This window comes from Nocardia carnea, assembly GCF_029868325.1.
GTDB lineage: Bacteria > Actinomycetota > Actinomycetes > Mycobacteriales > Mycobacteriaceae > Nocardia > Nocardia carnea_C.
The window spans coordinates 1-14,058 of sequence record NZ_JARWNW010000269.1 but is presented as its reverse complement, the minus strand read 5'-3'; the positions used below and the strand labels follow the sequence as shown (position 1 = coordinate 14,058).

Sequence of the window (14,058 nt, the reverse complement as noted above, 5' to 3'; positions counted from 1 at the left end):
GCGTTCAGTTTCTGGGCCGGTACTCGCGGAGCAGGCCCCGGCTGATGATGGTCTTCTGGATCTCGCTGGTCCCTTCACCGATCAGCAGGAAAGGCGCTTCACGCATCAGCCGTTCGATCTCGAACTCCTTCGAGTATCCGTAGCCCCCATGGATTCGGAACGATTCCTGGGTGACTTCGGCGCAGTATTCGCTGGCAAGTAGTTTTGCCATACCCGCACTGATATCGTTGCGTTCGCCGGCGCTCTTCAGACGCGCGGCATGGACCATCATGAGGTGTGCGGCCTCGATTTTGGATGCCATTTCGGCGAGTTTGAAGGCGATGGCCTGGTGTTCGGCGATCGGTTTCCCGAAAGTCTTGCGTTGCTGCGCGTAGTCGATGGCCAGTTCGAATGCCCGGATAGCGACCCCGCAGGCACGCGCCGCGACATTGACGCGGCCGACCTCGACGCCGTCCATCATGAAGGCGAATCCCCGATTCGGTGCATCGCCGAGGATCTGGGCGGCCGAGATCCGAAAACCATCGAAGACGGCTTCGGTCGTATCCACGCCCTTGTATCCCATTTTCTCGATTTTTGCGGGAATTGTCAGGCCGGGTGCGACCTCGCCGAAACCCTCGGGCTTCTCGACCAGGAAGGTGGTCAGTCCTCGGCTGGGTTTCGGGTCGTCCCCGCCGGTCCGCGCGAGCAGCGCAATGAGGTTGGACGAGGCGCCGTTCGTGAGCCACATCTTGGCGCCGTCGATGATGTAGTCGTCGCCGTCGGGCCGGGCGCGGGTTTTGACGGCCGCGACGTCGGAGCCCAGATCCGGTTCCGACATCGAGAACGAGCCCCGGATCTCGCCGGCCGCCATCAGCGGCAGATACTTGCTCTTCTGTGCCGGGGTGCCGTGCCGAGCGATCATATGCGCGACGATGAAATGTGTGTTGATCACCCCGGAGACGCTCATCCAGCCGCGGGCGATCTCCTCGACTACCAGCGCGTAGGTGAGCAGTGACTCGCCCAGCCCTCCGTACTCTTCGGGAATGGTCAGGCCGAACAGGCCCATTTTCTTCATGGCCTCGACGATTTCCGCGGGGTAGCGGTCGGCTCGCTCGAGCTCCGGTGCGTTGGGAATGATTTCCTTGTTCACGAAAGCGCGTACGGTGGCCAGAATCTCGGTCTGGACGTCGGACAGTCCCGCAGTCTGTGCAAGCACGTTGTTCCTCCTTCGGAAGCCGGTTCAACCGACTCGTGCGGCGCCGGCGTAGATCGACTTGTACTCGAGGTAACCGTCCAGGGCTTCCGGTCCGAGTTCGCGTCCGATGCCGCTGCTCTTCATGCCGCCGAAGGGCGCACCGAGGTCCTGCATGTAGTAGTTCACGCCGATGGTGCCCGTGCGGACCCTGCGTGCCACGGCGATACCGCGGTCCTCGTCGGAAGTCCACACCGATCCGCCGAGGCCGTACTCGCTGTCGTTGGCCAGCCGGACGGCATCGTCGTCATCGTCGTAGGGCGTCACGGTGACAACCGGCCCGAAGATTTCTTCCTGTGCGATGCGCTCTGAGTTGTCGACATCGGCGAAGACGGTCGGTTCGACGAACCAGCCATCCGGCAGGCCGGCCGGCCGGGCACCGCCGGCCACAAGCCGCGAGCCGGATTTCTTGCCCAGGTCGATGTAGCCGAGCACGCGCTCCAACTGTGCTTCGCTGGCCATCGGTCCGCAGGTCACCGCGGGGTCCAAGGGGTTGCCCAGCACCATATCGCGCGCGTACTGGGCGACAGCGTCGACGACTTCGGAGTAGCGGGAACGCGGCGCGAGCACGCGCGTCTGCGCAGTACATGTCTGCCCGTTGTTCTGGAATGTGGCGTCGCCCAGCCCGGCGACGAAGGTGGCGAGATCGGCGTCGTCGAGCACGATGGCAGCGGACTTACCGCCGAGTTCCAGGGTGCAGCGACGGATCAGCCGGCCGCATTCGGCGCCGATGAGCCGTCCGGCACCGGTGGACCCGGTGAAGGCGATCTTGTCCACCAGTGGATGCGACACCAGCGCCGCACCTGCCTCCCGCCCCGCCACCACGATGTTCAGCACGCCCGGCGGCAGACCCGCCTCGGTGGCGGCCTCGCCGAGAACGTAGCCGTCGAGCGCCGTTTCCGGAGCCGGTTTCAGCACGACCGTGCAGCCCGCGGCGAGCGCCGGAGCGATCTTCATCATCGCCAGAACCTGCGGATAGTTCCACGGTGTGATCGCCCCGACGACACCGACCGGTTCACGACGCACCAGGGTGGACCCGGCCTGGCTGGGCCGGGCCCGTTCCAGGGGAGTGGACTCGATGGTGTCGGCATACATCTGGAGCAGTCCCGCGGGCGCTGCACCGTTGAAGGCGTGGGACAGCGCGATGGGCATACCGTTCTCCCGGCTGACCAGGGCCGAGGTATCGTCGGCCCGGGCAGCGAGCGCGTCGGCGAACCGGCGCATGATGGTTGCTCGCTCAGCAGCTGTCGTGCTGCCCCACGGACCGTGCAATGCTCGTTCGGCGGCGCGGACGGCGACGTCGATATCGGCTGCCGACCCGAGAGCTGCCGTCCCCAACGGTTTTCCGGTGGCAGCTTCCAGGGATACCTGAGTATCGCCCGCCCGCGGTGTCACCCACTGTCCCTCGATGTAGAAGCGGGTGCGGTCGAGTTCGGTGCTGTTCATGGATATCTCTCCTCGAGTGATCGATTACTGGATGGTCGATTCGGCGGGGTGTGGCGGGCCGGAACCTTGTCGGCCGGTCAGAACTGCGGCGCGCACGGTGCGATCACTTTTCCGGGGTTGAAAATGCCGTGTGGGTCGAGCGCCTGTTTCACCGCTGTGTGCATGCCCAGAACCGGCTCGGTCAACTCCCGGGTCAGCCCGTTGCGTTTCAACAGCCCGACACCGTGTTCGCCGGTGACCGTGCCGCCCAGCTCGATCGCGGAATCGAGTATGCGCTCGAAGGCATATTCGGCTCGTCGCCGCGCGTCGGCGTCGTCGGCTGGGACGATCAGTAGCGGGTGCAGATTCCCGTCACCGGCGTGGGCAACGTTGGCGATGGTGATTCGGTCCTGTTTCCCGATGGCCTCGATTCTGGTGAGCATCTCGGGAACGGAGGCACGGGGTACGCAGACGTCTTCGGTGAGGACGGGCCCGAGTCGTTCGAGAGCCGGGTACGCGAGCCGGCGGGCCGCGAACAGCGCTTCGGCCTCCTGGACGTCGGACGAGATCGCCGCCCAGCTCGCACCCGACTCGGTGAAACAGGCCAGAACTGCCGCGGCTTCCTCGTCGCCGCCGGCCCCCGGGGTATCGGTGCGCGCGAGCAATACGGCATCCGCTTCGTCGGACAGCCCCATATTCTTCCATGCGTCGACGGCGAGCAGGGTATGGCGATCGATGAGTTCGAGCGCCGACGGTATGAGACCTGCCATCCCGACCGCCGCTACTGCGCGACCGGCGGCGGCCAGTGAGCCGAAGTAGCCGGCGATCGTGCGTTCCGGCGGGCGTGCCGGGCGCAGACGTACTGTTACCTCGGAGATGATGCCGAGTGTTCCCTCTGAACCGACCATGAGACCCGCCAGGTCATAACCTGCGACTCCTTTGGCGGTGCGGCGGCCGAGCCGCACCAGCTCCCCGCGACCGTTGACCACCTGCATGCCGAGTACGTAATCGCGGGTGACGCCGTACTTCACGCAGCAGAGACCCCCGGCATTCGTCGCGACATTCCCGCCGATGGTCGACCACGGGGCGCTCGCCGGATCCGGCGGGTACCACAGGCCGTGCTCGGCGCATGCCTTCCGGAGATCGTCGTTCACGACACCGGGTTCGACGACGGCGAGTTGTTCTGTCTTGTCGATCTCTTTGATCGTTGTCATCTGTTCGGTGCACAGCACGATGGCGCCGTCGACCGAGTTGGCGCCGCCGGACAGACCGGTTCCCGCGCCACGGGCCACCACCGGTGCACGGTGTTCCAGGCAGGCGCGAACGATCTGCTGAATCTCTTCTGCGCTCCGCGGCCGCACGACGGCCGCCGGCCGGCTGTGCGGGGCCCATACGGCTTGGTCGTGTGCGTAGCTGTCGAGAATGCCGGGGTCGTCGATGGTCCGGCCGGGTGGAAGCGCGCGGCGCAGGTCCTCGATCACAGCGGTACTCATCGCGAACATTCGCTGACCACCGGTCCGAACTCCGGCAGGGCCGTGTTCTCGCCCACCGGCCGGAATAACACCGAAACAGCTTCGCCGATAACCGGGTCCGTGTCGCCGGCCCATGTCGTCGTGATGTTGGGTCCGCTGTCGAGCCGGACCTGTACCACGATGTAGGGAACGTCGTCACCGGCGAAATACTGTTTGTGGAACCGGATCCAACTGTTGACACGACCGGCTCCCGGATCGGTGTCCCAGCCGATATCGCTGCTGAAGTCGTGGGGACATACCGGCCCGGGTGGCCAGAATCGCCGATGGCAGGTGCCGCATCGGGGGATACGCAGTAGGGAATTCGCCGCCCTGTCGAGGTGCTCGATGTCCTCGGGGTAGCGGAGGGGGAGTGGGCGTCGGTCCGACACTGTCTGATCACCTGTCCTTCGTGAAAATGAGCGAATCCCCGAAAGGAGTGGCCCACTGGACGGTTTCGCAGTCGGCCACTTGCCGGGGCCCGGCCTGACCACGCAGCTGGCGGGCCGCCTCGACCATGTGACCCCACCCGCAGATATGTGCCTCGGACAGCAGACCGCCGGCGGTATTGGCCGGGAGCTCACCGCCGAGCTCGATCCGGCCGTTCTGCAGCCAGTCGAGGGCCTGTCCTTCGCCGGCGAATCCGAAGCGCTCGAGCACGAAAACCAGGTTGGGTGAGAAGGCGTCGTACAGCTGTAATGAGTCGATATCGGCCGGCCCCGTCAACCCCGCCTGGCTGTAGACGGTGTTGTACTCGACGCGCCGGGTGTCGCTCTGCGAGAAGACCCCGAGTCCGGGCGGTGCGAAGATGAACTCGTTTCGACCGGCGTGCAGTCCTTGTATTCCGGCCACGACCACAGCGGGCCGGCGCAGGTCGCGGGCACGTTCGACGGTGGTGACGAGCAGACATCCGCCGCCGTCGCTGAGCAGAGCGAAGTCCGGCCGGCGCAACGGTTCGACGACGAAGGGCTGGCGCAGGTAGTCGTCGGCTCCCAGGGCATCGGTCATCTGCGCCGCCGGGTTCAGCCGGGCGTGCTTGCGGAAAGCGATCGGCACCGCGGCGATGAGCTCCGGGTCGTAGCCGTATCGGGCGCAATAGCGTTGGAAGGCCATCGCTGCACCGGCGCCGGGGGCCGTCATACCGTAGTGCGGCAGTTCCCCGTGCGACCCGCCACCTTGGCGCATACCTTCGAGATCTCCGGCTCCACCGACCATGCCGAGACCGGAGAAAGACACGCCCGCCACACATGCCGCGATATCGGACATTCCGAGGGCAACCGATTGCACCGCCGCTTGCAGAGCCGGCCCGACGAAGCGTCCATGGGTCCATGTCTGCACCGCGGCCCGGATTCCGAGCCCGAACGCTTCGGCCATCCGGTCGTAGTCGACGGCCAATGGATAGCCGACATTGGTGAACAGCCCGTCGACTTCGTCGACGCGCACGCCGGCATCATCGAGTGCCAGCCGCAGGGCTTCGGCGGCGAAATCCAGTGCGGTGCGGGGGGAGCGCCGGGAGACTTCGGTCATCCCGATCCCGACTATGGCTACCTGTCGGAGCGGACCGAGTGGCACAGCGGAAGTTCCTTTCCTCGGTGAAGGCGGATCAGATGATGGCGTGGGCGTTCGCGGGGCTGCCCACTCCGCGTGGCAAGGGAAGGACTCCGGATACCAGCAGGAATTCGTAGTGACCGCGGTCAGCGCACGCGGCAGCCAGCTTTTCGAGATTCCACAACTCGCCCAGCGCCATGCCCTGCAGTGCGATCAGGCGGCGGTGCAGGAATCCTTTCCGCCGGTCGACCGGGAAGACTTCCACGCCGACGTTGTCGGCAGCCACCGCGGCGAACTCGTTGTCCCAGAGATAACCGGCCATCTGTTTCGATGAATCCAGCCCCGGGCAGGCGAACCCGGCACCGATCGTGTCCCGCATACGGAGCCGGTGTTGTAGGGGGCGCGTGCGATACCACTCGGTCCAACCGGTGCGAATCACGAGTATGTCGCCCGACTCGAAGGTCGTCCCCTGGGCGGCCGCTGCCGCGTCGAGCATGGCTGCGGTGATCACGACCGGTTCGTCCGGAACGATCGGGGTTCCCATGTCGGCGAGGTAGCGGGCGATATCGACCAGAACTCCGCGCCCGCCGAACCCGTGGGCTGCCCAGTGATCGACTCCGAGGGTGTCGGTGGTCGCGAGGTCGGACTCCTGCCGGCCACCCCAGTAGCCGTGCCGCCCGGCACGGATATGCCTGAGCCCGTCCCATTGGGAGGAGCCCTGCAGATAGAAGTGGTCGAGCCGATCGTCGTGCCCGGCGGCGGTGTCTTCGACGATGTGGTCGTAGGGGCTGCGTTCGCCGAACAAGCCTGGATTCGGCTCGTCCAACGGCAGGCACAACGAGATCATCTCGCCGGTCCGGACGGTGCGGGCCGCGGCGAGCCGCTGCCGGGGTCCGATGAGGTTGAGCGTGCCGATTTCGTCGTGGCGGCCCCATACATCCCAGCCGTGGTGTTCGTCGCGGTCCGGTAGTACCGGAAGCTCGGCGAAGCGCGGCGTTCGCCGGGTTGTTTCGGCCGTGCTCATCGCACGCCCTCGGTGAGCATGTCGCGCAGTTTCAGCTTGCTCACCTTGCCGGTGGCGGTCTGCGGTACCGCCGCCGACTCCATCACGACGAAACGGCCGGGCACCTTATAACTGGCGGCACGAGCGCGGATGTACTCGGTCAGCGTGCGGGCAAACGCTTCATGGTCACCGACGGCGACGGCCGGCACCACAACGCAGGCCATCTCCTGGTCGCCTTCCCCGGTCTCCAACCCGAATACGTACGCCTGGTCCACCGAGCTGTGGCCGGATATGATCTCCTCCACTTCGAGCGGTGCGACGTTTATGCCTTTGATCTTGAGCATTTCCTTCCAGCGCCCGCCGAAGGACAATCTGCCGTCGGCGTCGAGCGCACCGAGATCACCGGTGCGGAACCAGTCGTCCGCGGTCCGTGTGCCGGCGTTGATCTCGGCGCCGCCCAGATAGCCGGGGATGACACAACCGCGGATCTCGATCTCGCCCACCGACCCGGGCGGGCACGGGGCGCCAGTGGGGTCGATGATCCGAATTTCCTGGGTGGGAAGGGATTTCCCTTGCGTATTGAGCTTGCTGGCGAGATCGTCGTAAGCGTCGGACATGGTGACGAACCCGTATGACTCGGTCAGCCCGTAGGCACTGCACGCTTCGGTGATGTCGAGGCCTTCGATCGCCAGTCGCTTGTCCTCGGCATTGAATCCGACGGGCCCCGTCCGCAGCGATGAGATATCCCGTCGTCCGAAACTGGGGGAAGCCAGCAGGGCCCGCACGGCGGTGGCCAGGCCGTAGAACACCGTGCAGCGCTCGGCCTCGATGAATTCCAGGGCCGCATCGCCTTCCACCTTCTCCTGGATACAGAGAGTGATCCCGTGGGCCAGCGCGACAGGAAGGGCGTTACACGCGCCGTACCCGAAGAACAACGGCATCGCGAACCACAGTCGATCACCGGGCACCACACGCATGCGATCACCCATCGCGCGACCATTTCGCAGCAGTTTGCCGTGCTCGAGTGGAACCGGTTTCGGAAGTGCTGTGCTGCCGCTGGTGTAGAGAATCATCGCTGGGTCCGACGGTCCACAGGTCTGCGGTGGGCAAGGTCCGCGCTGTGCAGCAGGCGGAAAGGGTTCGGTGGCCGGCCACAGTAATGCCCCCAGGTACGGCTCTCCGCGTGTGGCGGATGTGTATGTTCCGGGATATCCGGCGGCGGCGAGTTCGGCGGGGATGTCCTTGCCGAAGACGAGGTGCTCGGTCACGATCAACCGCAGGTCCGCGGAGGCGATCAGATGTGCCAGTTCGTTGGAGCGATACCACGTGTTGATCGGGACGGCAGTCAGTCCCGCGCGCTGGGCGCCCAGCACGGCGACGAGCCAGCGCAGACCGTTCGGTAGCAGTACTCCCACCCGTTCACCGGGTCGCAGGCCGGCCGCGGCCAGAGATCCGGCGAAATCGGCACAGCGGGAATTCAATTCGGCGAAGGTCAGTCGCCCTTCCGGCGCCACCACGGCTTCTGTATCGGCGAATGATGCGGCCAGCGCGGCCATCGCCTCGGGGAAGGTTTCGGGCCGACCCATCTGGATCTCGTTCACTTGACTGGTCCTGTCTTCCGGATGCGGAGCACATCGGTGGGCATGCCACCGGTCGGAGAGGCGGTTCGTCATCGGATCGATGGCACCGCGCGGAGATCGGCGTAACCGCGCAACAGGAACCCGGCTTCGAAAGGCCGGTCCGGCGGCGGTTTTTACCGTTTCACCATCTGTGAGGGACGTTACGCGCAACAGGATGGTGTGTCAAGCAACAGTATGTTGAGTGAATTGCCGGGGGTGCGGGGCGATTGCTTCCGCGAATAGGCGCCGATAACCGGCAGGCCGCCAGGGCGGTATGCCGGTCTCGGTCTCACGCCGTGGTGACGGAGGGGGCTGATCGTCGTGTGGGTGAACTGGGCTCCGGTTCTCGACTACGTGATAGTGCGGGGACTCGTCGAGCGTGATGTGTCCGCATGCCGAAGATCCTGGGCGGCGCGGCGGTCAGGAGCTACAGTCCTTCTTCAGGTTCAGCGCGTCGCCCCACAGTCCGGTCACTACATCGAGCAGGGCCTCGCGCTCCAGTACGAAGACCTTCTGCACGATGCATCGAAAGCACAGCTGATCGAGCTGGACCATCAGTAGTTCGATGCGCAGTTGCCGTTCGTCGCGATGCTCCGGCGGAACCGTCTGCAGGTATCCGTCGAGTTCATGGGCGAGCTGGTCGATCTGGTCCTTCCAGCGCGCGGCGACCTCCAGGTCTCCGGCCATGGCCTCGTGGATCGCGGGCAGCAGTTTCGCGTGGTCCTCCCACCAGGTCAAGGCGTTGTCGAGCCAGTTTCGCAGTGCGGACTCGGTGCCCTCCTCGAGTGCGACGTTCAGCAGTGACCAGTAGCGTGCGCTCTGCTGCTCGCGGACGGCCTCGTAGACCTCGTTGAAAACCTCGGCTTTGTTGGCGAAGTGAAGGTAGAGGGTGGATCGATTGATCTTCGCGGCCTTGGTGATATCTCCGATGGACGCTTCCCCGTAACCGCGCTCTTCGAAAACCGTGCGTGCCGCATGCAGTATTCGCCGGCGTGTCATCAACCGCTGCTGCTCACGCACCGGGAGCAGCTCTGTCGTCTCAGTCGATGCAGTGTTGTCCATGCTGCGAGCGTAGCCCCGGGGGGAGTTGCCGACATGACGCAGCGTCGGTCGACGCCCTGGTGGCTGATGTAACCGGACCGCTTCCGGCTGACTCGACATAGTGATGGTTGACACAACGCCCTGTCGTGCTTAGGCTCGCTTCCGGACATACGCACTTGCCAGTGCACGCAGGTCGCCGCGCAGACAACCCGGCCGATCGCCGCGAGCCGAGACCCCGACCGATACCGCAACGCGCTACTCGATATGCGGCCGGAGTCTCCGATTCGAACCGGTTCGTCGGCGAGGTATCCCAGCCTCCCCGCCCGTGCGGCCGATTCGGCCGCCGGGGGCCGAAGCCCGCGACGACCGCGCGGCACGCCTCGGCATATGGAGCGCGGAATGTCATCGATATGAGGGAGTCACCATGTCCAGAGTCAACGCCAGATTCCGAATCCCGGTACTGGCACTGTGTTTCGCCGGGTTGGCATTCGAAGGGTATGACCTGGTCTCCTACGGGACAGTGTTGCCCCAGCTGGTGTCCCCACAGGGCTGGGATATCGGGCCGGCGATAGCGGGGCTGATCAGCACTCTCACGGTCGTAGGTATGTTGATCGGCTCGCTCGTCTCAGGTGCACTGGCCGATTTCATCGGCCGGCGCATGCTGACCATCGCCTCGTGCGGCTGGTTCTCCGCGTGGATGGCAATCTGCGCTGTGGCGCCGACGGCAGAAACGCTCGGCGGAGCCCGCTTCATGGCAGGGCTGGGTATCGGCGCGTTCGTTCCCCTCGCGGCGGCGCTCGCGGTCGAGTTCGCGCCGGAGGGGAAGGGGAACCGGTACAGCGCCATCGCCTGGTCCGGATACCCCGTCGGAGGTGTTGTTGCCGCGCTCGTCGGCGTGGTGGCGCTGGAGCCGTTGGGCTGGCGCTTTCTCTTCGTGCTCGGTGCTCTGCCTTTGGTCACACTGGTGCCACTGATGTATTTCGCCCTTCCCGAATCCTCGGCAACGCGCCGGCCTGCCGACTATGCAGATGCCTCGGAGGATGACCGGAGCTCCGGCACTGCGCGGGGCCCGAAAGCGCTGTTCGTCGACGGAGTATGGGTGCGGACCATCGTCTTCGGGCTGATGAGCGCGAGTGGGTTGGTGCTGACCTACGGATTGAATACCTGGCTTCCGCAGTTGATGCGGGCGAACGGATACGAACTCGGGTCGGCATTGACCTTCCTGATAGCTCTCAATCTGGGTGCGGCCACAATTCCGCCGCTACTCGCCAGGCGTGCCGACGCCTCGGGGCCGCGGACGGTGATGATCGCAGTTTTTCTCGCGGCCGCAGCAAGCATTCTCGCGCTGAGCATCGCGCTTCCGCTGGGTTTTGTTTACGTCCTTGTATTCGTCGCCGGCGCCGGAACTCTCGGAGCGCAGCTGCTGATGTCCGGTTTTGTGGCGACGGACTATCCGGATAATTCCCGAGTCGCGGCACTGTCGTGGATTTCGTGCGCTGGTCGAGTCGGGGCCCTGGGCGGTCCGACGTTGATCGGATTCCTCGTCGCCGCCGGTAGCAGTGTCGAAACAAGCTTCTACGTCTTTGCGGGATTCGGAATTCTCGGCGCGATACTCGCTGCCGCGATTCCGCGACGCCCGCAAGTGCGGGTTGTCACCGATGCCGATGGAACGGCCGCGCGTTCCGAAGTCTGAACCAGGAAATGGAGTATTTTAGATGACTGGCAACTCTTCCTTCGACGTCGTCGCCGATGGATATTCGTTCACCGAGTGCCCCCGCTACCACGATGGTCGGGTCTGGTTTGTCGATATGCATCTGAACCAAGTGATCTCGGTTCGGCCGGACGGTTCGGATACACGCAGGATCGAGGTGGCGAGCGCGCCCGGAGGCATCGGGTGGTTGCCCGACGGACGTCTCCTGGTGGTCCTCATGCAGGAGCGAAAGATCCTCCGGCTCGACAATGATGAACTGGTCGTGCACGCCGACCTCGCCGATTCGGTCGCATCGACACTGAACGATTTGGCAGTGGACTCCGCCGGCCGATGCTACGTCGGCGAAACCGGTTTCGACCCCCACGCCTACCTCTCCGATCCGGAAGATATCGACAACGTATGCCACGGCAGGTTCACCCCGCCGGCAACCAGCCGGCTCTTTCTGGTCGAAATGGACGGCGCATACCGGGAGGTGGCTTCCGGGCTGGCGTTCAGCAACGGCATCGTCGTCGACGAAACCCGGAAGTATCTCTTCGTTGCCGAGTCGTTCGGCGCGCGGCTGACTCGCTTCCGCCTTGCGCCCGACGGCAATCTCACCGAGCGAAAGGAGCTGTTCGTCGACTTCGCGCCGGACGGCATCGGAATGGATGTATGGGGATACATCTGGGTATCGGATGTATTCGGCCGCGCCGCAGTTCGTATCGACGCGCAGGGCCGGGAAATCGAGCGGGTACGGTCCGGTCAACTCGTCCTGGCCTGCGCGATCGGTGGTGCACACGGGGATCAGCTCTACCTGTGCGCCTCGCCTGCGCTGGACCGCACAGAATGCCTGCGGTTGCGCGAATCACGGATCGAGGCAGTGACCATCGATTCGCCGACACGTGTCGCGAAGTGATCGGCAGGATTCATCGTGATTGCTACATGCCGACGAGCAACTCTGGTGGCGCCCGGTTCGGATGAGCGTAAAGCTCGTAAGGCACTCGATACATCTGTCGACGAGGTCGTCCTCGATCTCGAAGATGCTGTCACTGCCGGTCGCAAGGACGAGGCCCGGGAGTTCGTGGCCGGACTGGTGGGCGAGTACGGACCCCGGCGGCCGGTCTCTGTCCGGGTCAACGGACCGGACACCCGATGGTTCGGCCGTGATCTGTCCGCGCTCTGTGCAGTGGCGGATGCCCTGGCTTCGATCGTGATTCCGAAAGTGGAATCGACAGCGGATCTCGAGGCCGCCGACCGGATACTCGCCGAGGCCGGCAGCGCGGACGTGCGGCTGCAGGCCCTTGTGGAAACCCCCGCCGGAATTCACCATATCGACCGGATCGCTGCCGGTGCCCGGATCGAGGCCGTGATCATCGGATACGCCGATCTGGGTGCCGCACTGGGCCGGTCGCCTGCGGCCCCGCCCGAACAGTGGCTCTATGTTCAGGACCGGGTACTACACGCTGCGCGTGCGGCGGGAGTGCAGGCAATCGACGGCCCCTTCCTCGGAATCACCGACGACCCGGCGTTCCGCCGCGCCTGCCACTGGGCCGCGGATCTCGGGTTCGACGGCAAATGGGTTATTCATCCGGCGCAGGCCGGCACCACGCTGGAATCGTTCACTCCGAGCGTTGCACAGGCCGACTTCGCCAGGCGGGTACTGTCCGCACTCCAACAAGCGGAGGAACAGGGGGCGGGAGCCGTTCAACTCGACGGTCGGATGCTCGACGAAGCTCTCGCTGTTGCGGCCCGTCGTACGCTGACCAAGATCGGAACCTGACGATGAGAACTCTCGACCACCAACGGACTGTTGTCGTCGGCGGCCCCTACTTCGACCGGTTGTCCATCGGGCAGGTCTTCGAGGCTGCCCCCACTGTCACCTTGACCGACGGGCTTGCTGCCGCGCACCGAGCGATCGTCGGCAATCGGCTACGCCTGACGCTCGACAGGTCGCTGGCGGCAACGGTCGCCGGTGGCCCGGTCGCGCACCCCGGGCTGGTCACCGATATCGCGATCGGGCAATCGACTCTGGCCACCCATCACGTCATAGCAAACCTCTTCTACCGTGGCCTGCGGCTGCATCGCCTGCCACTGATCGGTGACACGCTGTCGACCACCACCGAAGTCGTCGGCCTGAAAAGCAACTCGATCAGACCCGGGCGCCCGGCCACGGGTCTGGCCGTACTGCGCATCAGCACAACGGACCAGCACGGACGTACCGTGCTGGATTTCCACCGGTGCGCCATGCTGCCGATCGACCCCGCGGTCGATCCGGCCGAGGTAACCCGCACCGATGATCTGTCCACGATCGGCGAATCGAACACAGCGGACTGGGCAGTGCCCGAAGGAATCGATCTCGATGCCTACCGTTCCGCAGTGCCAGGACCGCATTTCGACCCTTCACTGGCCGGGGTCAGGTTCACCTCGAGTGGCGATGTGGTCAGCAGCGCACCAGAACTGGCCCGGCTCACCCTCAACATCGCCGCCACACACCACGATGAACGGACCAGCGCAACCGGTCGCCTCGTCTATGGTGGTCACACCATCGGCATCGCTCTCGATCAGGCGGCACGGGCGTTGCCGAACCTGGTAACCGTGCTCGGTTGGCAATCCTGCGATCACACGGCACCAGTCGCTGAAGGAGACACCCTCACCAGCGACCTGTACGTCGAGGGCACTTCGATACTGCCGACAGGCGGAACCCTCGACCTGCGATCGGTCGTCTTCTCCCATCGCCGGGATGCACCGCCACAGCAGGTACTGGACTGGCGCTTCACCGCTCTGTTCGCGTGACATCCGCACCTACCAGGGCATCGAAAGCCCTCGACGGAGACCTTTCACTCGGCGAGGGCTAAGAGGACGTCTTACGTGGTGAGTTTCTTGTAGCAGGTGAGAGCTGCGGCGAGTTGTAGAAATGCTGCGAAGAGGTGGCCGTGTCGTTCGTAGCGGATCGTCAGGCGCCGGTATCCGGTCAACCACGCAATGGTCCGTTC

12 protein-coding genes and 1 pseudogene are annotated in these 14,058 nt (G+C 64.9%); 4 read left to right on the top strand and 9 right to left on the bottom strand.

Translation table 11 applies throughout. From position 1 onward, the window contains the following. Positions 1-4: 4 nt before the first annotated feature. From QH196_RS25705 to QH196_RS25675, 8 genes are all read right to left on the bottom strand, one after another. Positions 5-1,195: an acyl-CoA dehydrogenase family protein gene (locus QH196_RS25705; RefSeq protein WP_280418406.1), complete on the bottom strand. Its 1,191-nt coding sequence runs from the start codon at positions 1,193-1,195 to the stop codon at positions 5-7. 24 nt (positions 1,196-1,219) lie between these two features. Continuing rightward, on the bottom strand, positions 1,220-2,677 hold the full coding sequence (locus QH196_RS25700) for an aldehyde dehydrogenase (RefSeq protein WP_280418405.1): 1,458 nt from the start codon (positions 2,675-2,677) through the stop codon (positions 1,220-1,222). Positions 2,678-2,754: 77 nt separating this feature from the next. Further along, positions 2,755-4,149: an FAD-binding oxidoreductase gene (locus tag QH196_RS25695; RefSeq protein ID WP_432279558.1), complete on the bottom strand. Its 1,395-nt coding sequence runs from the start codon at positions 4,147-4,149 to the stop codon at positions 2,755-2,757. Continuing rightward, a complete protein-coding gene (locus tag QH196_RS32585) occupies positions 4,146-4,556 on the bottom strand; it encodes a Zn-ribbon domain-containing OB-fold protein (RefSeq protein ID WP_432279557.1) in 411 nt (136 codons plus the stop codon). The genes QH196_RS25695 and QH196_RS32585 overlap by 4 nt, the downstream gene beginning before the upstream one ends. Positions 4,557-4,563: 7 nt before the next feature. Continuing rightward, positions 4,564-5,691, bottom strand: coding sequence for a thiolase family protein (locus QH196_RS25690; RefSeq protein ID WP_280418403.1), 1,128 nt, complete (start codon positions 5,689-5,691; stop codon positions 4,564-4,566). 76 nt (positions 5,692-5,767) lie between these two features. After that, positions 5,768-6,736, bottom strand: coding sequence for a cyclase family protein (locus QH196_RS25685; protein ID WP_280418402.1), 969 nt, complete (start codon positions 6,734-6,736; stop codon positions 5,768-5,770). Continuing rightward, entirely contained in the window at positions 6,733-8,316 is a 1,584-nt protein-coding gene (locus tag QH196_RS25680; protein ID WP_280418401.1) for a class I adenylate-forming enzyme family protein, read from the bottom strand. The genes QH196_RS25685 and QH196_RS25680 overlap by 4 nt, the downstream gene beginning before the upstream one ends. Positions 8,317-8,754: 438 nt before the next feature. Beyond that, the gene (locus tag QH196_RS25675; RefSeq protein WP_280418400.1) at positions 8,755-9,396 is read right to left on the bottom strand and encodes a TetR/AcrR family transcriptional regulator; all 642 of its coding nucleotides are present in this window, start codon (positions 9,394-9,396) and stop codon (positions 8,755-8,757) included. Positions 9,397-9,799: 403 nt separating this feature from the next. On the opposite strand from QH196_RS25675, the gene QH196_RS25670 reads away from it, so the two are divergent. The 4 genes from QH196_RS25670 to QH196_RS25655 are packed head-to-tail and all read left to right on the top strand — an operon-like array spanning position 9,800 to position 13,858. Then, positions 9,800-11,068, top strand: coding sequence for an MFS transporter (locus tag QH196_RS25670; RefSeq protein WP_280418399.1), 1,269 nt, complete (start codon positions 9,800-9,802; stop codon positions 11,066-11,068). 22 nt (positions 11,069-11,090) lie between these two features. After that, complete coding sequence (locus QH196_RS25665) at positions 11,091-11,981, top strand: SMP-30/gluconolactonase/LRE family protein (RefSeq protein WP_280418398.1); 891 nt, start codon at positions 11,091-11,093, stop codon at positions 11,979-11,981. A gap of 15 nt (positions 11,982-11,996) precedes the next feature. Next, a complete protein-coding gene (locus QH196_RS25660) occupies positions 11,997-12,845 on the top strand; it encodes an HpcH/HpaI aldolase/citrate lyase family protein (protein WP_432279556.1) in 849 nt (282 codons plus the stop codon). 2 nt (positions 12,846-12,847) lie between these two features. Beyond that, the gene (locus tag QH196_RS25655) at positions 12,848-13,858 is read left to right on the top strand and encodes a MaoC family dehydratase (RefSeq protein WP_280418397.1); all 1,011 of its coding nucleotides are present in this window, start codon (positions 12,848-12,850) and stop codon (positions 13,856-13,858) included. Between the two features lie 71 nt (positions 13,859-13,929). Here the strand turns inward: QH196_RS25655 and QH196_RS32580 are convergent. Further along, positions 13,930-14,058: pseudogene (locus QH196_RS32580) on the bottom strand (transposase); the annotation flags it as partial.

Coding starts and splice junctions, on each gene's coding strand:
- QH196_RS25700 (WP_280418405.1), bottom strand. CDS start 2,677: ATGAACAGCACCGAACTCGACCGCACCCGCTTCTACATCGAGGGACAG.
- QH196_RS25695 (WP_432279558.1), bottom strand. CDS start 4,149: ATGAGTACCGCTGTGATCGAGGACCTGCGCCGCGCGCTTCCACCCGGC.
- QH196_RS25690 (WP_280418403.1), bottom strand. CDS start 5,691: ATGACCGAAGTCTCCCGGCGCTCCCCCCGCACCGCACTGGATTTCGCC.
- QH196_RS25685 (WP_280418402.1), bottom strand. CDS start 6,736: ATGAGCACGGCCGAAACAACCCGGCGAACGCCGCGCTTCGCCGAGCTT.
- QH196_RS25675 (WP_280418400.1), bottom strand. CDS start 9,396: ATGGACAACACTGCATCGACTGAGACGACAGAGCTGCTCCCGGTGCGT.
- QH196_RS25670 (WP_280418399.1), top strand. CDS start 9,800: ATGTCCAGAGTCAACGCCAGATTCCGAATCCCGGTACTGGCACTGTGT.
- QH196_RS25665 (WP_280418398.1), top strand. CDS start 11,091: ATGACTGGCAACTCTTCCTTCGACGTCGTCGCCGATGGATATTCGTTC.
- QH196_RS25655 (WP_280418397.1), top strand. CDS start 12,848: ATGAGAACTCTCGACCACCAACGGACTGTTGTCGTCGGCGGCCCCTAC.